The 25025-nt window shown below is 65.0% G+C and carries 26 protein-coding genes; 17 read left to right on the forward strand and 9 right to left on the reverse strand.

The annotated features are described in order from the left end of the window. Positions 1 to 21 precede the first annotated feature (21 nt). Positions 22 to 1866, reverse strand: a complete 1845-nt coding sequence (locus EYQ35_03615; protein HIF63228.1) for a hypothetical protein — start codon at positions 1864 to 1866, stop codon at positions 22 to 24. A 321-nt stretch (positions 1867 to 2187) separates the two neighbouring features. Here EYQ35_03615 and EYQ35_03620 point away from each other — a divergent pair, with 321 nt between their 5' ends. The 5 genes from EYQ35_03620 to EYQ35_03640 all read left to right on the forward strand — a co-directional run bounded on the left by EYQ35_03620 (position 2188) and on the right by EYQ35_03640 (position 6579). Beyond that, entirely contained in the window at positions 2188 to 3393 is a 1206-nt protein-coding gene (locus EYQ35_03620; protein ID HIF63229.1) for a type II/IV secretion system protein, read from the forward strand. After that, positions 3390 to 4490 carry a hypothetical protein gene (locus EYQ35_03625; GenBank protein ID HIF63230.1) on the forward strand — a complete coding sequence of 367 codons (1101 nt, stop codon included), beginning with the start codon at positions 3390 to 3392 and terminating at the stop codon, positions 4488 to 4490. The genes EYQ35_03620 and EYQ35_03625 overlap by 4 nt, the downstream gene beginning before the upstream one ends. Beyond that, on the forward strand, positions 4487 to 4921 hold the full coding sequence (locus tag EYQ35_03630) for a prepilin-type N-terminal cleavage/methylation domain-containing protein (GenBank protein HIF63231.1): 435 nt from the start codon (positions 4487 to 4489) through the stop codon (positions 4919 to 4921). Before EYQ35_03625 ends, EYQ35_03630 begins: the two co-directional genes overlap by 4 nt. 171 nt (positions 4922 to 5092) lie before the next feature. Continuing rightward, positions 5093 to 5905 (forward strand): prepilin peptidase, encoded by an 813-nt coding sequence (locus EYQ35_03635; GenBank protein HIF63232.1) that lies wholly within the window; start codon positions 5093 to 5095, stop codon positions 5903 to 5905. Positions 5906 to 5913: 8 nt separating this feature from the next. Beyond that, a complete protein-coding gene (locus tag EYQ35_03640) occupies positions 5914 to 6579 on the forward strand; it encodes a DNA-3-methyladenine glycosylase 2 family protein (protein HIF63233.1) in 666 nt (221 codons plus the stop codon). A 47-nt stretch (positions 6580 to 6626) separates the two neighbouring features. Here the strand turns inward: EYQ35_03640 and EYQ35_03645 are convergent, their stop codons facing one another. Next, positions 6627 to 7037: an MAPEG family protein gene (locus tag EYQ35_03645; protein ID HIF63234.1), complete on the reverse strand. Its 411-nt coding sequence runs from the start codon at positions 7035 to 7037 to the stop codon at positions 6627 to 6629. A 236-nt stretch (positions 7038 to 7273) separates the two neighbouring features. Here EYQ35_03645 and EYQ35_03650 point away from each other — a divergent pair, with 236 nt between their 5' ends. Further along, positions 7274 to 8002, forward strand: a complete 729-nt coding sequence (locus tag EYQ35_03650) for an enoyl-CoA hydratase (GenBank protein HIF63235.1) — start codon at positions 7274 to 7276, stop codon at positions 8000 to 8002. Positions 8003 to 8018: 16 nt separating this feature from the next. Here EYQ35_03650 and EYQ35_03655 read toward each other — a convergent pair whose 3' ends face one another. The 3 genes from EYQ35_03655 to EYQ35_03665 are packed head-to-tail and all read right to left on the reverse strand — an operon-like array spanning position 8019 to position 11427. Further along, positions 8019 to 9098, reverse strand: coding sequence for an acyl-CoA dehydrogenase (locus EYQ35_03655; protein HIF63236.1), 1080 nt, complete (start codon positions 9096 to 9098; stop codon positions 8019 to 8021). Between the two features lie 2 nt (positions 9099 to 9100). Then, complete coding sequence (locus tag EYQ35_03660; protein ID HIF63237.1) at positions 9101 to 10294, reverse strand: acyl-CoA dehydrogenase; 1194 nt, start codon at positions 10292 to 10294, stop codon at positions 9101 to 9103. Between the two features lie 47 nt (positions 10295 to 10341). After that, on the reverse strand, positions 10342 to 11427 hold the full coding sequence (locus EYQ35_03665) for a ferritin-like domain-containing protein (GenBank protein HIF63238.1): 1086 nt from the start codon (positions 11425 to 11427) through the stop codon (positions 10342 to 10344). A 276-nt stretch (positions 11428 to 11703) separates the two neighbouring features. Between EYQ35_03665 and EYQ35_03670 the strand changes: the two genes are divergently transcribed. From EYQ35_03670 to EYQ35_03715, 10 genes are all read left to right on the forward strand, one after another. After that, the gene (locus EYQ35_03670) at positions 11704 to 13197 is read left to right on the forward strand and encodes a hypothetical protein (GenBank protein ID HIF63239.1); all 1494 of its coding nucleotides are present in this window, start codon (positions 11704 to 11706) and stop codon (positions 13195 to 13197) included. Continuing rightward, complete coding sequence (locus EYQ35_03675) at positions 13016 to 14239, forward strand: tRNA glutamyl-Q(34) synthetase GluQRS (protein HIF63240.1); 1224 nt, start codon at positions 13016 to 13018, stop codon at positions 14237 to 14239. The genes EYQ35_03670 and EYQ35_03675 overlap by 182 nt, the downstream gene beginning before the upstream one ends. 48 nt (positions 14240 to 14287) lie before the next feature. Beyond that, on the forward strand, positions 14288 to 14740 hold the full coding sequence (locus tag EYQ35_03680) for a type II secretion system protein (protein HIF63241.1): 453 nt from the start codon (positions 14288 to 14290) through the stop codon (positions 14738 to 14740). Continuing rightward, entirely contained in the window at positions 14737 to 15087 is a 351-nt protein-coding gene (locus EYQ35_03685; protein HIF63242.1) for a hypothetical protein, read from the forward strand. The genes EYQ35_03680 and EYQ35_03685 overlap by 4 nt, the downstream gene beginning before the upstream one ends. Continuing rightward, on the forward strand, positions 15084 to 15596 hold the full coding sequence (locus tag EYQ35_03690; GenBank protein HIF63243.1) for a hypothetical protein: 513 nt from the start codon (positions 15084 to 15086) through the stop codon (positions 15594 to 15596). Before EYQ35_03685 ends, EYQ35_03690 begins: the two co-directional genes overlap by 4 nt. A 61-nt stretch (positions 15597 to 15657) precedes the next feature. Next, complete coding sequence (locus EYQ35_03695) at positions 15658 to 15978, forward strand: hypothetical protein (GenBank protein ID HIF63244.1); 321 nt, start codon at positions 15658 to 15660, stop codon at positions 15976 to 15978. Positions 15979 to 16048: 70 nt separating this feature from the next. After that, a complete protein-coding gene (gene tmk / locus EYQ35_03700; protein ID HIF63245.1) occupies positions 16049 to 16690 on the forward strand; it encodes a dTMP kinase in 642 nt (213 codons plus the stop codon). After that, positions 16687 to 17751: a DNA polymerase III subunit delta' gene (locus EYQ35_03705; GenBank protein HIF63246.1), complete on the forward strand. Its 1065-nt coding sequence runs from the start codon at positions 16687 to 16689 to the stop codon at positions 17749 to 17751. The genes tmk and EYQ35_03705 overlap by 4 nt, the downstream gene beginning before the upstream one ends. 16 nt (positions 17752 to 17767) lie before the next feature. Then, complete coding sequence (gene metG, locus EYQ35_03710; protein ID HIF63247.1) at positions 17768 to 19333, forward strand: methionine--tRNA ligase; 1566 nt, start codon at positions 17768 to 17770, stop codon at positions 19331 to 19333. Then, positions 19330 to 20109, forward strand: a complete 780-nt coding sequence (locus EYQ35_03715) for a TatD family deoxyribonuclease (protein ID HIF63248.1) — start codon at positions 19330 to 19332, stop codon at positions 20107 to 20109. Before metG ends, EYQ35_03715 begins: the two co-directional genes overlap by 4 nt. A gap of 3 nt (positions 20110 to 20112) precedes the next feature. Here EYQ35_03715 and EYQ35_03720 read toward each other — a convergent pair whose 3' ends face one another. From EYQ35_03720 to EYQ35_03735, 4 genes are all read right to left on the reverse strand, one after another. Beyond that, positions 20113 to 22419, reverse strand: coding sequence for a c-type cytochrome (locus EYQ35_03720; protein ID HIF63249.1), 2307 nt, complete (start codon positions 22417 to 22419; stop codon positions 20113 to 20115). Positions 22420 to 22521: 102 nt separating this feature from the next. Beyond that, positions 22522 to 22893, reverse strand: a complete 372-nt coding sequence (locus EYQ35_03725; GenBank protein ID HIF63250.1) for a transcriptional repressor — start codon at positions 22891 to 22893, stop codon at positions 22522 to 22524. Between the two features lie 63 nt (positions 22894 to 22956). Continuing rightward, complete coding sequence (locus tag EYQ35_03730) at positions 22957 to 23286, reverse strand: hypothetical protein (protein ID HIF63251.1); 330 nt, start codon at positions 23284 to 23286, stop codon at positions 22957 to 22959. A 21-nt stretch (positions 23287 to 23307) separates the two neighbouring features. Further along, positions 23308 to 24036 carry a hypothetical protein gene (locus tag EYQ35_03735; protein ID HIF63252.1) on the reverse strand — a complete coding sequence of 243 codons (729 nt, stop codon included), beginning with the start codon at positions 24034 to 24036 and terminating at the stop codon, positions 23308 to 23310. Positions 24037 to 24161: 125 nt separating this feature from the next. On the opposite strand from EYQ35_03735, the gene EYQ35_03740 reads away from it, so the two are divergent. Next, the gene (locus EYQ35_03740) at positions 24162 to 25025 is read left to right on the forward strand and encodes a carbon-nitrogen hydrolase family protein (GenBank protein HIF63253.1); all 864 of its coding nucleotides are present in this window, start codon (positions 24162 to 24164) and stop codon (positions 25023 to 25025) included.

The following is a 25025-nucleotide window of genomic DNA, read 5'->3' on the forward strand; positions in this document are numbered from 1 at the left end:
GCCGTCCTGGAGACGGTGCTGTCAGGGGCTGACCATCCAGCTGGGGTAGGCCCCGCTCGCTGCGAGCGAGCCGCTGAAAGTCAGTACTTCCTGGGTCGGGTAGTAGTCGTTGTCGAGCATGAACACGTGCAGGTCAAAGAGCGTGCCCGACATCGTGCCGACTCCCTGTATTCCTACCGAGCTCACCTGGGCGGGCGTGGTACCCTCGGGTACTTCGATGCCTACCTGGCTGTAGCCCTCGCCGCTGAGCAGGCCCAACGCGCCTCCGCCCGACAGCTGGCCGTGGTCGGACAGGTAGACGGTGCCGTCCACCACCGCGCGGCCGCGTATGGACTGCGTGCCCACGTCGGTGTCCACGTTGTACTCCACCCACAGGTAGTTGCGCAGGTTGCTGGGCTTAGCGGCCGTGGCGTTGGGATTGAGCTCGGTCTTGAACTCGCGGGTAAACTCCTTGGCCGCGACCACCCACGAGACCGGCTCAAGCAAAAGAATCCGCTCACGCGATCCGGTGGCCTCGCGCTCGAAAGGCACCAGGCCGAAGACGAAATCCGAATCACCGTCGTCGGCTATGAGCCCGTTGGCCGTACGCGTACGCACCACAGGGTGGGTGCCGCCTCGCATGGTACCTGTAAAAGCCGCCATGCTGCCGCTTTCGTCAAAGCGGTGCCAGGCGGCCACGATGTTGCCGGTGGTGTCGTCAACGTCGACGCGCACTATGGTCTCTATGTCGTGCGGACGGCCCCACTGCGAGATCAGCACTTCGGGAAACAGACCGGTGCCACCGTCCTCGTTGCTCCAGGCCATGACGTAGAAATAAGACGTTACCCCTCCAGACGACGAAGCGTCCCAGGTCATGACCACCGGCACGTCGCTGAGCCCGTTGCCCGGGTGCACCGAGTAGGGGTTGAGGTTGGTGTCTATTCCGAGCAGCACGGGCGCAACACGCAAGGCGTCGTAACCCGGATCGCCCAGTGACAGGACGTTTATGGCCAGCGATTCGAGCAGCGCCGGTGCCTTTTTTACAGTTCCAAGTTTCTTGCGATAACGCAGGCCCAGCGTGTGCACGCCAGCCGACAAGGCGCCGAGTTGAACGCGATAGGCCGTCGAGTCGCCGCCGCCGTATAGTACAGCAGTGCCCTGGCTCGCGCCGTCCAGGTCGTACTCAACGACGATGGCCGTGTCTTCGACGGCACCCCAGTCGGTGCCAGGCGCGGCCATGGTGATCGCGGCCGTGGCCTGGCCCTCCACCGCGGTCTCAAAACGAACCTGCTGGTACCCACCCTTGGAAAGAGCCAACGCGTCGACGTCGAACACCCAGTTGCTTATGTCGGCGCACATGGCCACGCCGCCACAACCTCCCGCGGGCTTGTCGGCTTTCTTGGCACAGCCCAAAAGATCCTTGGGGTACTTGTCGGCCTTGGACTTGCGACGCCGCTTGAGGGCCTTGTCGGTAATCTTGGCCGCTGCCTTGCCTCGCGCCAGGTTACAGGCGTCGGCAGCCGAGATAGCGCAACTACCCGCGCCATCCCAGGAGTCAATAATGGCCGAAACGTAACCGCCACTGATCTGCGCATCGATAAACGTTTCGCAGGCCGCGTCGAGTCCGTATTCGGATGCAGAAGGCAGCGGGCAGATTTCCGGACAGGACGGGATTCCTTTCTTCGAGCACCTCAGAATCGCCTTCCAGTGAGCCTTTACGTATTTTTCGACAGCCTTGGGCTGGGTAGTAAGGGCGTCATCACATTCGGCTGCCCGCGCTGCCGAAGGAGAATACCCTGCCAGGGCCAGGCAGCCGAGCACCAGGAACAGAAAAGCGGTCGCCTTAGGTTTTATGTTGGATGAACTCAGTGCCTGGCTATCTGCCATCTCGCGTCGCCTCCGAAGTGTCGGTCGTAGTTCTGCAGCGCCGCTCCGCACCCCCGTGAGCACGCGGCCGCAACCTGGAGCAATCATAAGCCCACAACAGGGCGCATGGCCAGCCCGCAAGCTCAGCGAACGATTATTTTTCTGCTTTCACCCCCCGACCGGGGGGGCGTTGACTCTTACATAAGACGACATCTTCCAGTTGAACGACACCAACTGGTCTGCCCCTCGGCTGTAACGGCGCCGGCGGCTGTAACTGCGGCTCGGACAACGAGAGCCGTTGTATTACAGCGAAGGTCTTGAGAGCCATGGCCACGATCAACTATGGTCGCGGGCATGGCTGAAACTTCTGCAGACACGACCAAAGGGGTGGCGCCGGGAGAGGCGACCGCCCCTGCCGTGAGGCTGCTCGACCACTACCTCGCGCAGGCGGCCGACAACGGGGCCTCCGACCTGCACTTTGAGCCCTCGGGCGGGCGCATGCAGGTGCGCGTGCGTATTGACGGCAGCCTGCGCGCGCTGCCGCCCCCGCCCCGCGGGTTGGAAAGCGCCCTGCTCACCCGCGCGCGCCTGCTCTCGCGCGTAAACCTGGCCGAGCGACGCCTGCCCTGCGACGGCCGCTTTCGCTGGCAGGGCAAGTCCTCGGTGACACTGGACCTGAGGGCTTCGTTCCTTCCCGTTGACGGCGGCGAAAAGCTCGTCCTGCGCCTGATGCCAGGCGACGGCCACCCGCGCCCCATCGAAGACCTGGGCATGGACGAGGCCGACCTCGCGCTGCTCGAAACCACTCTCGCCCGCCCCTCTGGCATGCTGGTCTGCGCGGGCCCCACCGGCGCCGGCAAGACCAGCACGCTGTACGCTGCCCTGGCGCGCCTCGCCACCCCGCGCAGGGCGACCGTCACCGTGGAGGACCCCGTAGAGATGCGCCTTGACGGGGTTACCCAGGTGCAGGTCGACGACGACGCCGGGCGCAGTTTTGCCGTCGTGCTGCGCAGCCTGCTCAGGCAGGACCCCGACGTGGTGATGATCGGCGAAATGCGCGACGGCGAGAGCGCCGCCATAGCCTGCCGCGCCGCACTCACCGGCCACCTGGTACTCACTACCCTGCACACCGCCGACACCCACGAGGCCGTGGTGCGACTTCGCGACATGGGCGTAGCGTCTTACCTGGTGTCGGCCACCGTGTCGCTGGTGGTCGCGCAACGACTGCTGCGAAAACTCTGCAGCCACTGCCGCCGCCAATCCAAGCCGGCAGCCCACGAATCGCAACTGTACCGTGCCTGCGGACTGGCAGTCCCCCGGGTCCTGGCACGGGCAGTGGGCTGTCGGTGTTGCCGGGGCGAGGGCTACTCGGGGCGCAGCGCGGTGTTTGAAGTCATGAACCGCGACGGTGGGGTCGACCGGCCACCACGGCGCACGCTGATGACGGCAGCACTGGCGGCGGCCGCTGACTTGGGCACCACCTTCGACGAGGCCGTGGCCGCTTGCCCGGCACCACACGAATCGCTTGCAGGGAGGCCAACCGCATGAGCGCCATCGCCGGGCGCCGTAAGCCCGGGCGCCGTAAGCCCGGACACCGTAAACCCGGACGCAACGACCTGCTGGTTGCCGCCACGCGCCTGGGCGAGCTGCTCGATGCGGGGCTTTCAACACCCGCGGCCCTGTCGGCGGCCGCACAGCCACGCGACCGAGCCGCGTGCATGGTGGGCGCCGCCGCGGCGGGCGTGGCACGCGGACAGTCGCTGTCGCGCGCGCTGATAACAGCCGGCGCGCCGCTCGACCGCGTGGACCTTGCGCTGCTCGAAGCCGGCGAAGCCGGCGGCGACATTGCCCGCGCGCTGGCACTCCTGGCCGACCGGCTCGAACAACGCGCCGCAATCCGCAAGCAGATCACCGGGGCGCTGTCCTATCCCGCCATGCTCATGCTGGTAACCGTGGTCGTGTTGCACGGCATGTCCTTGTTCGTGCTGCCCTCGCTGGCCTCGATGTACGAGAGCATGGGCATAGACATGCCCACGAGCAGTCGCATACTGATGGCCGCGGGGCGGGCCTCGGCCAGCCACGGCCCCGGGGTACTGGCCTGCCTGCTGCTGCTGGTCTCGCTCCTGATGACCGCACGCTCGCGCTCACCACGGCTGCGTTTGTTCTGCGACGAAACCCTGCTGCGGACGCCCTTGCTGGGCGGCATGTTCACCTCGTTTCAGCACGCCGCGGTCTACTCGGTGGTGAGCGCACTGCTGGAGGCCGGTTGCAGCGTTACCGACGCACTGCAGATGTCGGCTCGCTGCACGGGCAACACGGCCGTGGCCCGCGCGCTCGAACTCTCCTGCCGTCGCATACGCCGGGGCGTGATGCCCGGCACGGCGCTGGGCGCGGGTGCCCTCGATCCATCCGGCGAATCTGCCGGCATACTGCGCGTGGCCGAAGCCACGGGCGATTACCCTGGCGCGTTCGCGAGACTGGCTCGCCTCGCCGCTTGCCGGCGCGACCGCGCCGTTGAGCGCTTCGGCAAGCTGGCCGAACCGGCCGCCGTAACCCTGATGGCCGTCGCCGTGGCCGGCGGAGTGCTCGCGCTCTACCAACCGGTGCTCGGCTCGGCCTCACTACTGCAAGGAGGAACACAATGAAACGCCCACTAAGAAACCCAACGGTCACCCGCTTGACCACCGGCAGCCATTCATCGGCTGGCGACGCAGAGAAAGGATTCACCCTTTTCGAGCTGCTCATAGCGGTGGCGATAATCGGCATACTAGCGGCGGTATCGATACCCCGCTTTACCGACTACCGCGCCGCCGCCTTTGACAGCCGTGCCCAGCAGGACCTTCGCAACGTGGCCTCGGCCCAGGAGCTGCACCACGCGACCAGCGACACCTACGCCGCGGCCACCGCCGACCTGGCGGGCTTCTCGTCGTCGCCCGGAGTGGTGATGGCCATAGCGGCGGCCGATGCCGCGGCCTTCGTGGCAAGCTCCAGTCACCCCGGTGGCAAGAACGTGTACAGCTGGGACAGCGCTGCCCAACCCGCCATGTCTTCGGCCCCGCAGGCGCCGGCTCCCTGACGGCGAGTCTCCCTGGCGACCGCGACGCCGGGGGGTCTGCTCAGAAGGCAGGCGAATAAGGCCGGCGGCGGCTTGCGACTGCCGTCGGCCGCTATAACAATTCGTTTCGCCGTCCCGGACGCTCAGGATAGCCGTGATCGAGCGACGCGAAATCGCCCAGAGTAAAAATTGATGCTGGAGTTATTTGCCTTCCTGCTCGGCCTGGCAACGGGCAGTTTTCTCAACGTGTGTATCGTCAGGATCCCCAGGGAACTGTCGGTGGTGCACCCGCGCTCGCACTGCCCCGCCTGCGAACGGGAACTGTCCTGGTACGAAAACCTGCCGCTGTTGAGCTACCTCGCGCTCCTCGGGCGCTGTCGCTCGTGCAAGCAGCCCATCGGCCTGCGCTACCCGGCGGTCGAGCTGATCACCGCGCTGTTGTTCCTGGCCCTGTCGATGCAGGGATTCTCAACGGCCGCTTTTTTTGTCTACGCGACGCTGGCATCGGCACTGGTGGTCATAACCTTTATCGATATCGACCACTACATCATCCCCGATGTCATCACGCTCCCAACCATCATTGTGTCGCCAGCCCTGGCGTTGTTCGTGCACCACGTCAGCTTCACAGATTCACTGCTGGGCATACTAGTGGGCGGCGGCCTGCTGTGGTCTGTGGCCTGGGCCTACGAAAAACTGCGCGGCCAGGAAGGCATGGGCCTGGGTGACGTCAAGCTGCTGGCCATGACCGGCGGACTGCTGGGATGGAAGGCGGCACTGTTCACGCTGGCGGCAGGCTCGGTGGTGGGCTCGGTTGTGGGCATCGGGGTGATGATCGCCCAGCGCAGGGGGATGGGCACGGCCCTGCCATTTGGGCCGTTTCTCGCCGCCGGTGCACTGGCCTGGGTTTTCTGGGGCCCGCAGTTCCTCGACTGGTACCTGTCGTCGGCCGGGGGTTGGTCTGCGGGGACGTGGTCGGCCGTTGTGTTGCCGATGATCGGGGCCTGAATGCCGCGGTGACTTCCGCTTCAAAGTCCCTGCCTGCGCGACCCACGAGGTCGCAGCTGGCCGAGCTCGCCCGACGCGACCCGGTCATGGCGCGGGCGCTCAAACACTACGGGCCGTTCCCAGGTTTTCCGCAGCCCGAGAACCGCCGCGTACCCCACTTCGAATCGTTGGCACGCAGTATAGTTTTCCAACAGCTCGCAGGAGCAGCGGCCCGAGCCATATGGCAACGCGTGATCGCGCTCACTCCAGGAGCGCGGCTGGCCCCACCAGCGCGCTTGCTGTCCCTGCCCGAAGACCAGCTGCGCGGCGCAGGCCTGTCTCGCAACAAGGTCGCGGCCCTGTGCGATCTCGCGCGCAGGGCCAACGACGGCAGCCTGGGTTTGCGCCGAGCGGCGTTGCTGGGGGACGACGAAATCATCGAGCGCCTGGTCACCGTTCGCGGCATAGGACCGTGGACAGCGCAGATGTTTCTCATGTTCAAGCTGGGCCGGCTCAATGTCATGCCCAGCACCGATCTCGGCGTGCAGGAAGGCGCGCGCGCGCTCTACCGACTCGACCAGCGGCCCACGCCCGGCGAGCTGACCGAGCGGGCGCGTTCCTGGGCGCCACTGCGCAGCGTGGCCGCGTGGACGCTATGGCGCGTGAAAGATGGCGACGACGAAGGCGGGTGGTAGGCGAGCAGCCGATCCAGCACGGCTACCCGCCCGAGGGCTCAAGACGCTCAGCCCATGCTCAGCTGCAACGCCATCCACACCACGCACACGACCTGGGTGCCGTACATGGCGAAGCGTACCGACACCGCCGCCTCGCTGGCCGAGGCTATGTGCACCAGCGACTGGCCTACGCGGGCAAACACGTACACGCGCGCGAGGTTGTCGAACAAGTCCGAGCCATAGCCTATGGCCGCGGCCACCAGCACGACCGCCGCGAAGATGGGCAGGTTCTCTAGGCAGTTGGCGTGGGCGCGGTTGAGCCGCCAGTACATGTCGCCGCCGTGTTGTTGTCCGCTGGGAAAGTCACCCGAGGTGGCCTTGCCGGTCGCGACCTGGCTGATCCTGACCGTGGCGATACAGAGCACCAGGAACACCGTCCAGTATACAAAACCCATCAAGCAGTGCAGTGAAGCAGTCATATTGATTCTCCTTTTTTGTCAGCGCGTTCCGTCAGCGCGCTATGTCGTTGCGTTTTGTCGGCGCGTGTCGTCGAAGCACAACCCGGCGACCCCTCGATAATAGCCTGCCGAAGGCCGAGGGGCCACAAATCAGCGCGCCCACCTTGTCACGCCCCGTGCCCACGGCTAACAAACAAGCCATGGATAACAAAGACTACGAGTTCATAGACTGCCAGGTCGACGGCAGCGTTTTAACCATGACCATCAACCGGCCCGAGCGCATGAACGCCCTGCACCCGGCCGCCAACCGCGAGATGGCCGAGGTGATCGACGGCTTCGCTGCCGATCCCGAGCTGTGGGTGGCCATCGTGACCGGGTCGGGCGAGCGCGCCTTCTCAGCCGGCAACGACCTCAAGCACACCGCCGAGAACAAGGGCGACATGGCCATGCCGCCGTCGGGTTTCGGCGGGCTCACTCATCGCTTCGATCTCACCAAGCCGGTGATAGCCGCGGTCAACGGTGTGGCGCTGGGCGGAGGCTTCGAGATCGCCCTGGCCTGCGACATCATACTGTGCTCGGACACCGCCGTGTTCGGCTTGCCCGAGCCCAAGGTGGGACTGGCCGCGCTGGCCGGCGGCATCCATAGGCTTCCGCGACAGATCGGCATGAAAAACGCCATGGGCATGATGCTCACCGGCCGCCACGTGGACGCTGCCACTGCCGAGCGCTACGGCCTGGTGCAGGAGATCTGCGCACCCGACCAGCTCATGGTGCGGGCGCGGGCCTGGGCCGGCGAGATCGCCGCTTGTGCACCCTTGTCTATACGCGCGAGCAAGGCAGCCGCCATGGGGGGACTGGGACGACCGCTGCCCGAAGCCGTACAGATGCGCTTTGACGAGCTCAAGGAATTGTTCGAGTCCGAAGACTTCATCGAGGGACCCCGTGCGTTTGCCGAAAAGCGCGCGCCCGAGTGGAAGGGACGCTGAGCTGCAGGGACAACTCTTACAGGGATAGCGCACGGGCGCGCTCGGCAACCGGCCCGCCAAGGGCTTGCCGGTTGTAACCCACGCGTTTGAACCACAACTGCTGATTACATTCCCAGGTGAAACCCATGCCACCGTAGACCTGGGTGGTGGTCATGACCGACCGGGTCGACACCTCGGCCGAGTGGGCCTTGAGCAGGGCCACCGTGCGAGCCGCGTCGTCGCGTTGCTCGTCCCAGGCGAAGGCCGCGTACCAGCCCAGCGACCGCAGCGGTTCAAGCTCCGCAAAAGTCTCGGCGCACATGTGCTTGACGGCCTGGAAGCTGGCGACCACACGTCCAAACTGCTCGCGCATACCGGCGTACTCTATGGCCTCCTCGAGCGCCCGCTCGCAGGCCCCAAAGGAATCGGCCGCCAGCACCACTCGAGCAGCGTCGCTCACCCGCGCGACCAGGCCCGCGAGGTCGTCGCTCTCGGCCAGGGCTTCGGCTGGGGTGTCGCTGAACTGCAGTTCACCCAACTGCCGGGTGGTGTCTATGTTGTGGTAGTCGCGGGTCTCGAGGCCGGCGGCGTTGCGCTCGACCAGCCACGCCCGGGCTTCGCTACCGTTACCCGACACGACCACGAACGCGTCGGCCGTAGCGGTGTCGGGCACAAACCTGAGCTCACCCGTGAGCACGCCGTCGCGTTCTTCCAGCTCGCCCACGGCAAAAGACAAAAGACATTTGCCGCTGGATACGCCGGGCAACCAGCTCGATTTCTGTTCGGCGCTGCCCGCGCCCGCCAACAACAACGGCGCGGACACGCAGGCCGAGTGATAAGAAACCGTTGTCAGCGCCCGGCCCATCTCGGTGGCCACCACCACGGCGTCGAGCAGTCCAAGGCCCGCACCACCGTGCTCCTCGGGCAGCATCACACCGAGCACCCCTTGCTCGGCCAGCCCCTGCATAGCCGTGGCGTCTCCCGCAGCGCGCCTTGCGGCACCCGCATCGTCGCTGTCCAGGGTCTCGCGCACGCGTTCGATCGGAAGCTCGTCGGCCAGCCAACCCCTGAGCGAGTCGCGCAACAGTTCCTGCTCGGGTGAAAGTCCGAAATCCATGCTCAGCTACCCGTCGTCGCCCTGGGTTCGCGGGGCATGCCAAGCCCGCGTTCCGAAATTATATTCTTCTGGATCTGCGCCGTGCCACCGCCGATGATCATGCCCAGCTGAAACATGTACTGCTTCTGCCACGCGCCGTCGTCCACCGCGTGCGGCGAGCCGCGGTACAGAATGCCGTAGTCCGCCAGCCCGTCGATGGCCAGCGAACAGATGTCATTGTTGAGCTGGCAGCCGTTGAGCTTTGTGATCAGGCCGGCCGCGCCCGGGTTGCGCCCCTTGAGCCGGTCGGTGAGCATGCGCAGGCCGTGGTACTTCATGGCCAGGGCGCGAGCCTCGAGCTGCATCAGCCGGTCGCCGTGCACGAGATTACCGCCGCCCTGTTCGTCGGCACCCGCGGCAAGTGTTTTTCGGCAGGCGGCCAGCATGCCCTCGGTAAGCGCGCTCGAACCCAGGAAATTACGCTCGTGCACAAGCGTGGTCTTACCTATCTGCCAGCCCTGGCCTCGTTCGCCCACGAGATTTTCCCGTGGCACGCGCACGTCTTCGAGAAAAACCTCGTTGAAGTCCGAGCTGCCGGTCATCATGCGCAGCGGGCGTATCTCTATACCCGGCGTGTCCATGTCGACCAGCAGGTAACTGATACCGCGGTGCTTGGAGGCCTCGGGTTCGGTGCGCACGAGTATAAACATCATGCCCGCTTCAACCGCGGTGCTGGTCCAGATCTTGTGGCCGTTGATCACCCACTGGTCGCCGTCAAGTTCAGCCCGCGTCGACAGGCTTGCCAGGTCGCTGCCCGACCCCGGCTCGCTGTAGCCCTGGCACCATAGCAGTTCGGCATTGACGGTGGGTGGCACGTAGCGGCGTTTCTGTTCTTCGCTGCCGTACTCGAGCAGCGTGGGCACGAGCATGCTTATGCCCTGGCCGGCGGCGCCCTGCGACACGTGCGCGGCGCTGAACTCCTCGGCTATAATCATGGTCTCGAGCAGGTCGGGTTCGGCGCCGTAGCCACCGTACTCGCGCGGTATGGTACGCGCAGCGTAGCCCGCTTCGATCAGCGTTTTCTGCCAGTCGACCACCTCCTGGTTGTGTTCGACCACGCGCATGGTCATGCGCGGCGCACGGTCGGCATTATCGGCGAGGAATGATTTTACTTCGGCGCGGAAGTCTTCGTAGCGGGGGCCGTAGCTGAGATCCATCCCCCGTATTTAGCCGTCCGACTGCAGTGCGGCAAGCCTGCCCGCGCTCAGGCAGAGCCGGGGGCCTGGAGTTCGGACATGACGGCCAGCAGCTCTTCGGGCGGCAGGGGCTGCGCGTCTTCGGTTGAATCCTTACCGCTTTCAAAATGCAGTATGCCCAGGCGGTCGAACTCCTCGCGCACGCGAGGCGTGAGCAGCCCCAGGCGCCTGAGGTTAGGCACGATCTTGGAGAACAGCATCTGCCTGAAACCTGTCATGAAGGGCGTGTGTATGGCCCATTCTATCCAGCGGTCAACGTCCAGGCCCATGCGCTCGTAAACCTGCTCCATCAGCAGGCGGTCGTGCATGAGATGGGTCGCCTCGATGACGAAGTCCTCGCGCTCGCGCAGTTCGGAGGCGGTCAGCCCGCCTTCGTAAATACTCTCAAGAGTGAGTACGCCGAAGGCCACGTGCCGAGCCTCGTCCTGTAGAATCCGCGAGGTGAAATCCTGCAGCAGGGGCTCGTCGGGCATCTGCACCTTCATGAACGAGAAGGCAGCCAGGGCCAGGCCTTCAACCATGATCTGCATGCCCAGGTAGGTCATGTCCCACCTCGAGTCGGTGAGTATATCGTTGAGCAACACGCCCAGGTGCTTGTTGACCTCGAAGCTGCGGCCCACTTTCTCGGTGATGTAGCGGTGATAGACCTCCACGTGGCGGGCCTCGTCCTGCACCTGGTTGGCACCGTAGAACTTGGCCTCCTCGTCAGGCGCCTCGAGCACTATCTTAGAGGTGGCCAGCAACGCGCCCTGCTCTCCGTGGAGAAACTGTGAGAGCATCCACGCGTTCATATTGAGGTTGAGCTCCATGAACTGTCGCGGCTCCAGTTTTTCGGGCGGCGACAGCATTTCTTCCATCACCTGCTGGGCGCCCGCGTGAATGCGTTCGTCTATCCAACCTTCGAGGTCTACCGGGGTGTCCCAGTCAAGATCCGCCGCGTTCCAGCTCGCGGCCTTTCCTTTCTCGTACAGCGCCAGCAGGTCCTCGCGCTCGAGCTTGTAGCCCCAGTCAAAGACGGTGCCGACCTCGGATACAACGGTTTCGTGGCTGCCGCCCGGGGGCAGGGGGAGAGGGTGGTTCTGGGTGTATTTCATGGAGTAATAGGCCGGCCGCGGGCGTCCCGCTCGGGTGCGGACACGCGCAGGCGACAAGGCGTACGCCATTGTATACAGAACAGCACAGCCCTTCCCAGCACTGTGAGCACAGAAAAGCCCCCGCCGCCCCCCCTGTTTGGGGGGCGGCGGGGGGGCTTTTCATGGATACGGGCGCCGGCAGCACATCCATGCTCCTGGGCGTGCAGTAAGCACGCGGGCGAAGCGCCCTTTGCCGAAACACAGCCTTGGCGCGAACCCGCCGCTCGCGTTATACAGGTGACGATGAATTATGTGCCCACAGGGAACCCGCGCACGCGGGGCGCCGCTGCCGGCCGCGTGCTGGGCCTGCTGGCCCTGGTCACTACCCTGCTGGTGCTGGGCCTGTGGGTGTGGGGCCGCTACGTTTTTACGCCCGAATGGGTCGACAGCAATGTCTTTGCGTCCCTCGAACAACGCTGGCAGCGCGATCTTTCGGTAAAGAAGGTCGCGCTGCGAAGCGACGGCTTGCTGCTGGGCGGGCTGGTCATCGGCGAGCACGCCGATTTTGCCGACAGCGAAGGGGACGTGTTCGCTTACTCATCGCAGGTTGAACTGCGAATAGACTGGGCCGAGCTGCTCAACGGAAAGCTGCACGTGAGCCGGGTAGACCTGCGGGAGCCCACCGTTTACCTGCGCAGAGCCGCTGACGGACGACTCAACGCTTCTTCGCTTGTCGCCATGCTCACCGACGACCCGCAGCCGGGCGATGACAACGGCGACCCCGAGGACGCCGAGCCGCTGAAAATAACTCTCAACGTGAAGCACGGCGTAGTTGAGTACGGCGACCTGCTGGCGCAGGACATAAAGGCGCAACTCCGCATTTCAGGCGACCGGGTGAAACTCACCGAGCTGAGCCTGGAGACCGCCGACGGCACACTGACGGCAAGTGGCGAGGCCGACCTCGGCGACTCACCCCCCTCGCTGGGCGTGGGCATGTGGGCCGAGGAGATCGACCTCAAAATTTTTGTAGAGGCTTTCGACCTGCCCATCCGCCTGAGGGGAGAGCTCTCCCTGGAGGCCAACTTCTCTATGACCAACACCCGTTCTTCGAAGCAGCAGAAAGTCGAGGGCAAAGAAGCGCACTGGACCGAGCTGCTTCAGGGCCGAGGCAGGTTCAATATCGACAAGGGCCGAATCGAGGGCTCCGAGCTGCTCAACACCGTAGCGTCGCTCACCGGACTCGGGGGGCTCACTTCGCTGCCGCTCAACAAATCCGGTGGTGAACTCATCGTGACCTCGGGCAGCGTGAGCAGCGAGCGCATCGTGCTGGGAGGCGAGAGCGAACGCGTGCTCTTGATGGGTACGGTAGACCTGGACGGCGACTGGGACGTCGAGGCCTGGGCGGGCGCCAACGACGAGGACGACAAACTCGACCTGCCCTCATGGGTGCGCCCCCTCATGCGCTGCGAGACCGAGCAGATCGAAGATGACACCGATCCCACCGGCAGCCGCACGTTACGCTGGAAGTACGTCCCCTTCGCGATGACCGGGAGCGTTAACGAACCCCGGGTGGCGTTTCCGCGACGCGCTTTCACCCCCACGGCGCTGCTTGCCACCCTGCTCAGCGACGGCAGCTGTGATCAGCCGCCCGGCAGCAAGAGCGGTGCGTCGGGAATCAACGACATCGGTAACAACGCGGCCCGCGCGCTGCGCGACGGCATCGACAGTATCCTGGGCGACGGTGCCGACTGCGTCCCCATTCCCTTCATTCGCGACTGCCCGGCCGAGTAGGCACCGCGTGGCGCCCCGCGACCAAACTGACCAGGCCGGCAAAGCGGCCAGGGGCAGACTGGCCCCCTCGCCGACCGGCCCACTTCACCTGGGCAACGCTGCCGCCTTGCTCATGGCCTGGCTGTCGCTGCGCTCGTCGGACGGCACCCTCGTGTACAGGACCGAGGACCTCGACAGCGGCAGGGTCGTGCCCGGCATGGCCGACCAGCAACGCCGAGAGCTCGAGTGGCTGGGGCTGGACTGGGATGAAGACGACACCGTCGGCGGTAACCACGGCCCCTACCTGCAATCGCTCCGCGGCCAGCGTTACGAAGCCGCGTTGCGACGGCTCGACACAGCGGGCCTCCTGTTTCCCTGCGCGTTGTCACGTCGCGACCTTGCCGGTATCGCTTCTGCCGGCAGTGCCGCCGGTGATAGCGCGGCGGGTGATAACGCCGCTGCTGGCTACCCGGCACGGCTGCGCCCCGACCACAACGAACCCGGCTGGCTCGAACGCATTCTCTCGGGCGAGGACCGCGATAACTCGGTGCGCCTGCGCGTACAGAACGAAGTGATGAACTTCGATGACCTCGTCCTCGGTCCCCATGGCGACAACCCGGCATTGGGTAGTGGCGATTTTGTTCTGCGCCGCCGCGACTCGCTGTTCGCCTACCAGTTGGCGGTAGTTGTAGACGACATCGAAATGGGCATCACCGAGGTAGTGCGTGGTGCCGACCTGCTCGGTTCCACCGCCGGCCAGCTGCAGTTGTGGCACGCGCTCTCGGACCGCGAGCCGAGTTGGGCCCACCTGCCGTTGCTGCTCAACGACGCGGGCGTAAAGCTTTCAAAGCGTGACGGTGGGCTCGAGTTGGCCAGCCTGCGCGCGGCCGGCGTGTCACCCGAACGGTTGGTGGGTTGGCTGGCCGGCGCGCTGGGACTGCGACCATCGGCGGCTGCTTGCCGGCCGGTAGAACTGCTGAGCGATTTTTCACTGCGAGGCGTGGTCCGCCATAACATAAGCGTAAGCAACGCTGCGATGGACGAATTGCGGGCTGTTTCTTAACAGCAATGTCATTGTCCGGCTGGTACCCGCGGGTGCATACTGCAACCCGTGACGGCCTCTTCTCACAACCGTGTCTCCAACAGCAAACGCCGCGCCGGTGGCTGGACACTGCTCGAACTGCTCGCGTCGATGACCCTGCTTTCATTGGCTGCGGTAGCCGTCACCGCCAGCTCGCTCAAGCTGTCGTCGGCCGCGGCTTTGTCGGCTGCGCGCACGGTCGCCCTGCGCGCAGCCACCGATGCTCGGCGCCTCGCCTATATCGAATCTCGCTGGTTCGACCTCGAGATCACACCCGGCATGACCGAGATCGTGGTGAGCGACGGGCTGCTCCGCCACGACCCCTACCCACTCCCTGGCGGAGTCTCGGTTTTGTCTGCGCCTACCCGCGGCTACGTGCGCTTCCAGGCCGGTGGCTTTGCCGACAACTCCACCATGGTGCTGGCCGGACGGCGCGGTGGCACCGTGAGGCTGGTGATTAACCAGCGGGGATTGGTTCATTGAAAGCAGCGCCAACGGCACCCGCGGGGAGCTCGCTGTTAGAGTGCATGGCCGCGCTGGCGCTGGCCTCGTTGCTGGCCGGCCCTCTGGTGGGCCTGGCGCGCTCAGCCGCTTTGTCCTTGTCTCTCTCCCGAGCGGGGAGCGCCGCTCTTGACGCCGCCCGCAACAGGCTCGACCTCATGCTAGCGGCTCCCTGCGGGCCGGTACTCAGCTGCCCCGCTGGTCTCGATTGCTCGCGCAGCTTGAGCCCCGGCCCGGGTGCACTAGCCGTGGCCACGGTCACAGTACAGTCGGGCCCTTACCAGGCCAGGCTGGCCGCCTTGCTGCCGGCCTGCGAAGCGCAACCTTGAGCAGCAGCCTGATGGAGAGCGCCGCCGTGCTCGGTCTTGAAATGGCCCTGCTGGTTTCGCTCGCGGCTATCATGCTGTCGGGGCTCGCGGTGCTGAACGACGGCGAACGAGCCGGCGCCGACCTGCTGCGCCACCGGCAGGTAGAACGACTGCTCGCCGGTAGTTTCGAGAGCTGTGCCACCGGCCCCGGCGTGGTCGTGGAGGCACTGTCGGACAAGGTCGTGCTTGCCTGCGACAGCGACGGAAACGGCGAGATCGACCTGCACAGTTCGGAACTCACCACGCTGGCCGTTCGCGGCAGTGGTTCACAGCGAAGACTGGCGCAACAGTTTGGTGGCCAATCGCGTACCCTGGTCAAAGGCCTGCCGGCTGGCTCGGCGTTTTCTTACTACGACCAGTCAGCTGGCATCTCGAGCTCGGCCTCCAACAGCAGGGCAGTGGCAGTACCCACGGCCGCGGGCCTGTTGTTGTTCGCACTACCCGAGACGGCAGAAAGCAGCGGTGGCTGAACAGCCGCCACAAGGCGGCGCTGTATCTATTGGGCGCCGGCCACAAGGCGGCGCTGTACTCATGGCCACCCTGTTGCTGTGTCTCGCCACGCTGTCACTCGTCGTGGCGCTGGCCGGGCTCTCGCGCGGGCTGGTCGTCGAGCTGCAGGCGCGGCGCGACTCGCTTTGCGCCCGTTACGCCGCTCGCGCGGCAATCACCCTGGCCATGGCTGGCGCTGAGTCGGGCTGGGCGGTCTCACTGCTTGGGCCACCGGTGAGTTGGGCCAGCGCAGCCCTGCTACCCCTGCCTGCTGGAGCTTGCGTGCTCGAAGGGCTGGGCCGCTGCGGCGGGGCCAGCAGACTGCTCGTGCAACGCGACCACGGGCTTAGCTGCCCGCCCTGACGCCTCCAAGGGGACCAGGAGTCCCGGCCACGGTTGCGATTTCGCAAGCGGGCCATAATCATCGCGGCCGATGGCAGCCCTTGTGACACTGGAAGGCATCGAGGGCTGCGGCAAGTCTACCCAGGCGGGTCTGCTCGCGGCGCACCTTGAAGACCGCGGCCTCGAGGCCGTCCTCACCTGCGAGCCGGGTGGCACGCGGGTTACCGCCGAGATCCGACGCCTGTTGGCCGACCCCGCCTCCGAGTTGGACCCGCGGGCCGAACTCCTGCTCTTCCTCGCCGATCGCGCCCAGCACGTAACCGAGGTCATACGACCGGCGCTCGAACGCGGAGCGGTGGTGATCTGCGACCGCTACAGCGACTCCACTATCGCCTACCAATGCCACGGCCGCGGACACGAGCGCGCCCTGGTAGACGAACTCAACGCCTGGGCGGCGGGCCAACTGGTGCCGGACCTCACGCTATGGATAGACTGCGAAATAGAGATCGGACTCGCGCGCGCACGCGATCACAGCGGCGGGCCGGGCGACCGCTTCGAGGCCGAGCCAACGACTTTTCACCAGCGGGTGCGAGACGGCTTTGCCGGCTGCTACAAGGATGAACCCGGACGCGTGCGCCGCATTGACGGCAACCGCGACCAGGCGAGTGTTACAGCCTCGGTGCTGTCGACAGTGGATGAGTTTCTCGCTTCACAATCCGGGGCAGATCGATGAGCGCTGCCGATCTTTCGCCGCTGCAGGGTCACGCCGAGCAACTCGACAAGCTCCGACGGCTGGTGCCGCGGCAAGGCGAGGGCGATCGACGCCATCACCACGCGTTCATTTTCTGCGGGCCGATGGGCACCGGCAAGTTCAAGGCTGCGTTGTGGCTGGCCGCGCGGCTCAAGTGCGAGCAACCCGAGAACTGCCGCGGACTGTTTGAAGAAGGCGCCGGCCAACTGTGCGATCGCTGTGGACAGCTGGCCGCGGGCAGTCACCCGGACCTCGTGGTGGTCGAGCCCATGGAAGACGGCAAGCCCATTTATCTCGCCCAGATCGTTCCGCGCAAGAAACCCGACGTTCCCCAGCGGCCGCTCGTGTCCACACTGGCCACGAGCCCGCAGCGGCCCGGCCCGCGCGTGGCGATCATCCGCGACGCCGAGCTGCTCAGAGTCGAGGCGCAGAACGCCATGCTCAAACTGCTCGAAGAGCCGCCGGGCGATTGCGTCCTCGTTCTGGTGACCGCCAACCCGACGGCCCTGTTGCCCACCGTGCGCTCGCGCTGCCAGTTTGTTCGTTTCGGCCTACTCGGCGACGACGAACTCGGCCGGGTGATGGCCGCGCAGGGCATCGACAGCCACCGCTCAGCCGAGATTGCATTGCTGGCCGGCGGCCGGGCCGACCTCGCGTTGTCTAGTGACGAACGCGCGATCGACGAAAGACTCAAGCTGGTGAGCAGCTGGGAAGAACTGCTCGCTAATCCCTTGCTCCCCCTGGAGCCGCTGGTGCGGCAGCTCGCCGGCAAATCGGGCAAGGACAGCAGCACTCCCGAACGCAAGCGCCGAATAAAACTGCTCGCCGAGTGGCAACTGGCCAAGGCGAGGACCGCCCTGGGGCAATCGCGGCCTCAGGGTAACGGTGAACTCGATCGACTACTGGCCACCGCGGCAGCGGCACGCAGCCCGCGCCGACTGGTGCACGATTCGCTGACCATGAACTCCTGCACGCTGGCGCTGGGCCGCAACGCCAACGCCAAACTGGCCATCCGCGAAGCCCTGTTGCATATAAGAGGCTGAGCACCACACCCTCGTCATGACAGGCAAGCCTTCCACCATCGAACTCACCACCCCGCTTTACTACGTGAACGCGGAGCCTCACCTCGGGCACACCTACACCACGGTGATCGTAGACACCCTGGCACGTTTTCATCGTTCGATGGGCAGGGAAGTGTTCTTTCTGACCGGCACCGACGAACACGGCGACAAGATAGCCCGTGCGGCTGAAGCCGCCGGCTGTGAGCCGCGTGAATACGCCGACCGCGTGTCGGATGTTTTCAGGTCAACCTGGGACGAGTGCTCGATAAGCTACGACCACTTCGTGCGCACCACCGACTCCTACCACGTGGACTTTGTGCGCGAGGTGCTCACGCGCGTCAACGACGCCGGCGATATTTACTTTGACAGCTACGGCGGCAACTACTGCACCGGCTGCGAACGCTTCTACACCGACCGCGAACTGGTGGACGGCAAGTGCCCCGACCACGAGCTCGAGCCCGAGTGGATAGAAGAGCAGAACTATTTTTTTAAGCTGTCGGCTTACCAGCAGCGACTGCTTGACCACCTGCACGACAATCCCGACTTCATCCGCCCCGAGGGCTACCGCAACGAGGTACTCTCCCTGCTGAGCGAACCCCTCGAAGACCTTTGCATTTCACGCCCCGTGAGTCGCCTGGAGTGGGGTATCCCGCTCCCCTTCGACGACAACTACGTCACCTACGTGTGGTTCGACGCCTTGCTCAACTACCGCTCGGCTCTCGAGTTCGCGCGCGGCGACAAGGCCGACGAGTTCTGGCAGAACGCCAACCACTTCATAGCCAAGGACATACTCAAACCACACGCAATTTTCTGGCCGGCCATGCTGATGGCCGCCGGGCTGCCGCTGTACGATCGGCTAAACGTACACGGCTACTGGAACATGGGCGAGAGCAAGATGTCCAAGTCGCTGGGCAACGTGATACGTCCGCTGGAAATGAAAGAGCGCTTCGGGCTCGACAGCTTTCGTTACTTCCTCCTGCGCGAAATGTCGTTTGGTTCCGACTCCAGCTTTACCGAGGACGCCTTCGTACGGCGCTTCAACGGCGACCTCTCCAACGGGCTGGGCAACCTCGTGAGCCGGGTGCTGTCGATGCAGAACAAGTACTTCGACGGCCTCCTGCAGGCACCGGCCACTGAAGACACATCCGCCGAAGACACGGCTGCCGACGCGACAGTACACGCGGCTTTTGAAAAGGCCGAGCAGAGAGTGCCCGAGTTGCTCGAGCGGCTGTCTTTCCACCTCGCACTCGAAGAAACCTGGCACGCTCTTGCTGCCTGCGACAAGTACATAGTCGATACGGCGCCCTTCAAGCTTTACAAGGACGAGAGCAAGCGCGGGCGGGTGGGCGAGATACTGCTGCTCTTGTGCGAAGCCCTGTTGCACGCGGCCCGACTGCTGGCGCCCTTCATGCCCGACAGCTCAGCGGCTATCTCCAGGCTGCTCAATACCGACCCGCTAGAGATGGCCGAGCAGCCGCCTGCCTGGGGGACAGCCTTTGAGCCCGGCCACCGCGTGGGCAAGCCCGAGCCGCTGTTTCCTCGCATAGAGATAGACAAGCAGTGACGCCCGCGATCATTGACACCCACTGCCATCTTTCCGACGCCAAGTTCAGCGCCGACGTCGACGAAGTAATCGAGCGTGCCGTGGCCGCGGGCGTTACCCGCATGGTGGCCGTAGGTGGCGGTGGCCCCATTGAAGATAGTCGGCGCAGCGCCGAGATGACCGAGCGCTACGACTGCCTGCGCTCCACGGCCGGCATTCACCCCCACGACGCAGCGTCGGTCGACCAGGCCACGATCGACGAGCTGCTGGGCCTGCTCGCCCGGCCGACGGTGGTGGCGGTGGGCGAAACCGGGCTCGATTACTACTACGACAACTCCCCCCGCGACCTCCAGCGCGAGGCACTGGCCCGCCACCTGCAGTTGGCCCACCAGTGCTCGTTGCCGGTTGTGCTGCACTGCCGGGACGCGCACCAGGACCTCCGCGACGTGCTCGAAGCCGAGGGCGTGCCTGCCGCAGGCGGCGTTGTGCACTGCTTTACCGGTAACTACGAAGAGGCCTGTTGGTACCTCGACCACGGACTGCTGCTTTCGTTCACCGGGATAATCTCATTTCGCAATGCCGGCGAACTGAGGGACGTGGCCGCGCGGGTTCCGCTCGACAGCATGATGCTCGAGACCGACTCACCCTACCTCGCGCCCGAGCCCAACCGCGGAAAGCGCAACGAGCCCGGCTACGTGGTGCACGTGGCCGCAGCGATGGCGCGCGCACGCGATTGCAGCATCGAAGAAGTGGCCCGGGCCACCACCGCCAACGCCGAGAAGATGTTTTTCTCCTGAGGCTCAGCCTGGTTGGTCGACCGACCCACGGCGAGCACGCAACAGCACGGCCGCAGCCAGCACAGCCGCGGCCAGCATCAGCCCCTGGGCCATGGCCGTTTCGAGATCGGGAGACATGCCCAGCAGCGAGAATTCCGGCCACCAGCCCACGGGGGTGAGCGCCATGACTCCGCCTTCCTGCAACTCGGTTATGCCCGCGCCTGCAAAACGAAACGCCAGCAGGTAGAGCAGGCTGCCGGTGGCCGAAAAGAACGGCCGCAAGGGCACGCGGACACCTAGCTTGAAGATCCCGAGGTATAATAGGAAGAGCAGCAGGCTGCCGACCCCGAAGCCTCCCGACACGGCCATCACCTGGCCGCCGTCGGCCAGCAGGGCACGGTAGAACAACACTGTCTCAAACCCCTCGCGATAAACGGCGAGGAACGCGATCCCGGCCATGGCCCAGCGCGAACCGGCGCCCAGCGCGCGGTCGACCTGCCCCTGTATATAGCGCTGCCAGCGCTCGGCCTCTGCGCGCGACAACAGCCAGTAGCTCACGCTGAACAGCACCAGGGCCGCGAGCAACATGGTGACACCCTCTATGAGTTCGCCGGCCAGGCCGACCCCTCCAAGCAGCCACTGGGCCGCGGCGGCGGTGGCGATGCTGAGCAGCACGCCCACCGCCGCACCCTCGAACAGCCAGCGCCGGGCGATCGTGTGTCCGCCACGCGACAGGTAGGTCGCGAGCGCGGCGATCACGAGTATCGCCTCCAGGCCTTCCCTGAGTATGATCACCAGCGAAGCGAAGAAGGCCGAGGTTGAGCTGGCGGTCGCTCCCAACAGGACAGCCGCTGCCTCGAGGTCGCGGGCTATCATATCGAAGTCGACTTCGCGTCCAGCCAGCAGGTCGGCGCGGGCACGGGCAAAGCGTTTCTCCAGGGTGCCGGCCAGCGCAGAATCACGGGTGGCGATAAGTTTCTCGGCCTGTTCAAAAACCATGTAGGCCTGCAGCATGACAGCCGCGGCGCCAACCGAATCGTCCTCGGCCATCGCGCGCGCCCGCTCCACCAGTTGGAGCACCTCACCGAGGTCGTTCGACTTTGTTTCGGCGGCCTCTACCCCCAGGCTGGCACGCAAGGACTCGTCGAGTCGGCCGGCAGCAACAGCCACCTGTCCCGCTGGCCGCTGCGAATAAACTGCCTCGGTGAGCTCCTGCAGCGCTGCGGCCACGGCGGCGCTGTCTGCCTCGGTGATAGCGTCGCCCAAAGCGTCGATATCGGCCGCGACCGTGGCCAGGAAGATGCGCGCTTCACCGTACTCAAGCTTGTTGACTACCTCGCCGTCGCGGACACCGTCGTTGTACTCCTCTACCACCAGCTCAAGGGCCGACAAGAGGTGACGCGGATCTACTTCGCGCTGCTCGTCGGCCGCATCGCCGCTATCGGCCGAAGCCAGGCGCGCAGCGACCAGCAGCGAGGCCGCCGCGCTACCGTCGTCATCGCCGTGGGCACTCGAGCGCTCGAGTGCCGCCAGCAGGCGACGGTCAGACAAGCCCGCAGTCGCCATCGGGTCGGACAGGTCCAGGGCCTTGCCATTACCGTGGCAGTCGCCGCAGTTTGAGAGATCGCCGCCAGCTGCTCGGCTATCGACCGCGGCTGCCTCAATAATCGCCGGAGGCGATTTCAAGGTCCACAGGAACCACACGATATCCCAGCGCTCCTGGACGGTGAGCACGTGATCCCAGGCCGGCATGGCAGTGCCCGGCAGGCCCATGCCCATCACCTGGAAAAACTCCTCGGGCGTCTCGTCGAGCAGCTCCGGGGCGGCGGTAAAATCGACCGGCCGCGGGCCGGTAACCTGGTCGGCCAGCGGGCCATTGCCATCGCCCTGCTCGCCGTGACACGAGGTGCAGTAGCGCAGGTAAAGTGTGTGTCCGCGCTGTGGCGAAGGCCTGCCCGCCGGAGCCTCGAATCCCACTCCATCAGCGTGAACACCAGCCCACTGCTCGTAAGCCCTGGTCAGCTCCTCCACCGGGGCGCGGCCCTCTGCCAGCGCAATGACAGCGTCAAGCTCGGGCGACGGAGAGGAATCGGCGAGCAAGGAGAGCAGCGCCATCGCGGTTGCGAGTTCGTCGGGATCGACCACCTCGCCACCGCGTACGCCTTCGCCGTATTCCTGCACGGCCACGCGCAACATACCCAGCTGCCGGACCCGGTCGGGCTCGCCCATGTCGAGCGGACCCGAAGCTCCGGACAGCCGCGCGTACACGAAGGCCGTCGCGGCAAGAGCAAATATGCCGCATAAAAGGGCGGGTCGGAATCTTTTCAGCATGTGTACAACAGGCACCGGGGGCGGCAGGCATCTTGAATACGATTGTCAATATCATTGATACCAGCGCTCAAGTGCCCTGTAAAGCATGGCGAGGCGCCCTTTTCAGCGGCAGTTGCGGCAGAGGCCGTAGAGTTCGAGCCGGTGGCTCACCAGCGAAAAGCCCAGCCGCTTGGCCGCGGCCTCCTGCAGGCTCTCGATCTGGTCGTTCTCGAACTCTTCGATGCGACCACACTCGGTACATATGCAGTGGTCGTGGTGGGCCTCCAGGTTTTCGTACAGGGCCTCGCCCTTGTCGAAGTGGCGTTCCTGCACCAGGCCCGCCTCGCAGAGCAGTCGCATGGTCCGGTACACAGTAGAAAAACCTATGCTGGGTTCTATCACGCGCACGCGGGCAAAGATCTGCTCGGCGCTGAAGTGACCGTTTATTCCGAGAAACCAGCGCGCTATTTCTTCGCGCTGATGGGTGTTTTTCATGCCGTGTTCGCGAATGAAATCGCGAAACCTATCCAGCCGGATGGTTTTGTCGATGGCCAATGGTCAGGCGGGGGACCCGGCTGACCCACCGGGACCGTCTATGAGTTCTCTCAGCTCGGGGTCGAGATACTGGCCAACGAGATCGGAATCTTTCAGTGCAATGGCGAGCAGTTCAAGTCGCTCGGCCACCGGCACCTTGCGGTCCAGGAGCAGGACTTCCTTGCCGTCCACCGTGCACAGGCCGCTCTGCACGCTGTAGCCGGCGTCGCGGTGAAGTTTTTCTTCGCGAACCTCCAAGCCAACGCTTTCGGCTACTTCCTTGAGCCGATCCAGCAGCGCGCGGTTGCGCTCATCGGCGGGTGACATTTTTGCGGCCTTACTCTTCTTCGCCATAAAGGACACGACGAGCGCGACTTAACGGTCGACGCTCTCCCCCCCGGCCGGCGTGTCGAGAAAACTGTCTTCGCCCTCCGACTCCCCGTCCGCGGGTGCCTCCGGGGCAACTGCATCAGGGGCAGACGACTGGGCAACGGGCGAATCACCAGTGGGCTCCTCGCCAGCGGCGGCCCGGGGGCCGTCGCCTTCGTCCTCGCCGCTACGCACCAGGCCCACGGCATTCTCCAGCGATTGCAGGCTCCTCTCCACGCGCTCGAGTTCGCGCTGCACCACCGAATTACTGCGCGCGCTGTCCACCGACTCCCTGAGCCAACTTCGCAATTCCTTGAACTGTTCCTGTGGACGCGCGACCAAGTCATCGATGAGGTGCCGCCCTTCTTCGATTGCGCGGCCACCGCCACCCACCACGTCGCGTACCCGTTCGCTGGCGCGCTCGGTTATTCCACCCAGCACTTCCATTCCGCGCGTAGCCCGATCGCTGATGTCCTGCACCGTTGCCCCGCCCGATCGAATCAGCTCGCGCAGAAACGAAACTGAAACCAGGCTGCTGCGGGTTTTCTCTTCCTCGAGTATGATCTGGGCAAACGTGATCGCAGTGAGATCGTCACCGCTCTCATTGTCTATGACCCTGAGCTCCTCGCCGTCACGCACCATCCGGGCCAGGCCCTTGAGGGTAACGTAACGGGACTTCATTGTGTCGTAGAGTTTGCGGTTGGCGTACCGCTTGATAATGCGTTCTCTGCTCATGATTTTATCCCCGGTACAGCCAACTCTTCACGATGATGGCTAGCAAAACGGGGGCTAACAGGCAAACACACCTCGGCAGCGGGTTGACCACCACCGTGGCGCCGGTTAGCGTCGGGCGAACAGAGATGAAGACGCTCAAGGCAAGCGCCGTGCAGATGAAATCGGGACCGGACCGTTCGAGCAACCTCGAACGCGCCGGCCAACTGCTGCGGCAGGCGGCCCGCGAGGGCGCACAGCTGGCGGTACTGCCCGAAATATTTTCCTGGCGCGGGCCCCAGGCCGATGAACTGGCGAACGCCGAAACGATACCGGGCCCCAGCTCGAAAGCCGTGGCAGAACTGGCCGCCGAGCTGAAAATCTGCATCGTGGCCGGCTCCCTGCTCGAATCGGCCGACGCTGGAACGGCCGACAGTAACACCGGCAATAACAAGCAGCCCGTCAACGCCGCGCCGCCCGAAGCCTGCTACAACACCAGCCTGCTCTTCGGACCCCAGGGTGAACTTCTGGCCTTCTATCGCAAGATGCATCTCTTCGACGTAGACATGCCCGGCAGCGTGAGTTTTCGTGAAACCGACACCCGGCTACCCGGCGACCGCGCGGTCGTGGCCTCCACCGGGCCTGCCGTACTCGGGCTGTCGGTGTGCTACGACCTTCGTTTTCCAGAACTGTATCGTGAGCTGACCGCGCGTGGAGCCGAGATACTGACCGTGCCCTCGGCGTTTACTTACCCCACCGGCGAGGCCCATTGGAAACTGCTGTTGCGAGCGCGAGCGGTCGAGAACCAGGCCTGGGTTATTGCTCCCAACCAGTACGGCGAGGCCGGCTACGGCTTTGCCGACTACGGGCACTCGATGATCATCGATCCCTGGGGCCGCGTGCTGGCCGAGGCCGGTGACGACGAGGACATGGTTCTCACCTGCGAGCTCGACGCTGCGGTGCTCGACAAGGCCAGGCGCGAGTTACCCTGTGCCGACCACAGGAGAATGTAA

This window comes from Candidatus Binatota bacterium (genome assembly GCA_012960245.1).
GTDB lineage: Bacteria > Desulfobacterota > Binatia > UBA1149 > UBA1149 > UBA1149.

Coding starts and splice junctions, on each gene's coding strand:
- EYQ35_03615 (HIF63228.1), bottom strand. CDS start 1,866: ATGGCAGATAGCCAGGCACTGAGTTCATCCAACATAAAACCTAAGGCG.
- EYQ35_03620 (HIF63229.1), top strand. CDS start 2,188: ATGGTCGCGGGCATGGCTGAAACTTCTGCAGACACGACCAAAGGGGTG.
- EYQ35_03625 (HIF63230.1), top strand. CDS start 3,390: ATGAGCGCCATCGCCGGGCGCCGTAAGCCCGGGCGCCGTAAGCCCGGA.
- EYQ35_03630 (HIF63231.1), top strand. CDS start 4,487: ATGAAACGCCCACTAAGAAACCCAACGGTCACCCGCTTGACCACCGGC.
- EYQ35_03635 (HIF63232.1), top strand. CDS start 5,093: ATGCTGGAGTTATTTGCCTTCCTGCTCGGCCTGGCAACGGGCAGTTTT.
- EYQ35_03645 (HIF63234.1), bottom strand. CDS start 7,037: ATGACTGCTTCACTGCACTGCTTGATGGGTTTTGTATACTGGACGGTG.
- EYQ35_03650 (HIF63235.1), top strand. CDS start 7,274: ATGACCATCAACCGGCCCGAGCGCATGAACGCCCTGCACCCGGCCGCC.
- EYQ35_03655 (HIF63236.1), bottom strand. CDS start 9,098: ATGGATTTCGGACTTTCACCCGAGCAGGAACTGTTGCGCGACTCGCTC.
- EYQ35_03660 (HIF63237.1), bottom strand. CDS start 10,294: ATGGATCTCAGCTACGGCCCCCGCTACGAAGACTTCCGCGCCGAAGTA.
- EYQ35_03665 (HIF63238.1), bottom strand. CDS start 11,427: ATGAAATACACCCAGAACCACCCTCTCCCCCTGCCCCCGGGCGGCAGC.
- EYQ35_03695 (HIF63244.1), top strand. CDS start 15,658: ATGGCCACCCTGTTGCTGTGTCTCGCCACGCTGTCACTCGTCGTGGCG.
- tmk (HIF63245.1), top strand. CDS start 16,049: ATGGCAGCCCTTGTGACACTGGAAGGCATCGAGGGCTGCGGCAAGTCT.
- EYQ35_03705 (HIF63246.1), top strand. CDS start 16,687: ATGAGCGCTGCCGATCTTTCGCCGCTGCAGGGTCACGCCGAGCAACTC.
- metG (HIF63247.1), top strand. CDS start 17,768: ATGACAGGCAAGCCTTCCACCATCGAACTCACCACCCCGCTTTACTAC.
- EYQ35_03720 (HIF63249.1), bottom strand. CDS start 22,419: ATGCTGAAAAGATTCCGACCCGCCCTTTTATGCGGCATATTTGCTCTT.
- EYQ35_03725 (HIF63250.1), bottom strand. CDS start 22,893: ATGAAAAACACCCATCAGCGCGAAGAAATAGCGCGCTGGTTTCTCGGA.
- EYQ35_03730 (HIF63251.1), bottom strand. CDS start 23,286: ATGGCGAAGAAGAGTAAGGCCGCAAAAATGTCACCCGCCGATGAGCGC.
- EYQ35_03735 (HIF63252.1), bottom strand. CDS start 24,036: ATGAGCAGAGAACGCATTATCAAGCGGTACGCCAACCGCAAACTCTAC.
- EYQ35_03740 (HIF63253.1), top strand. CDS start 24,162: ATGAAGACGCTCAAGGCAAGCGCCGTGCAGATGAAATCGGGACCGGAC.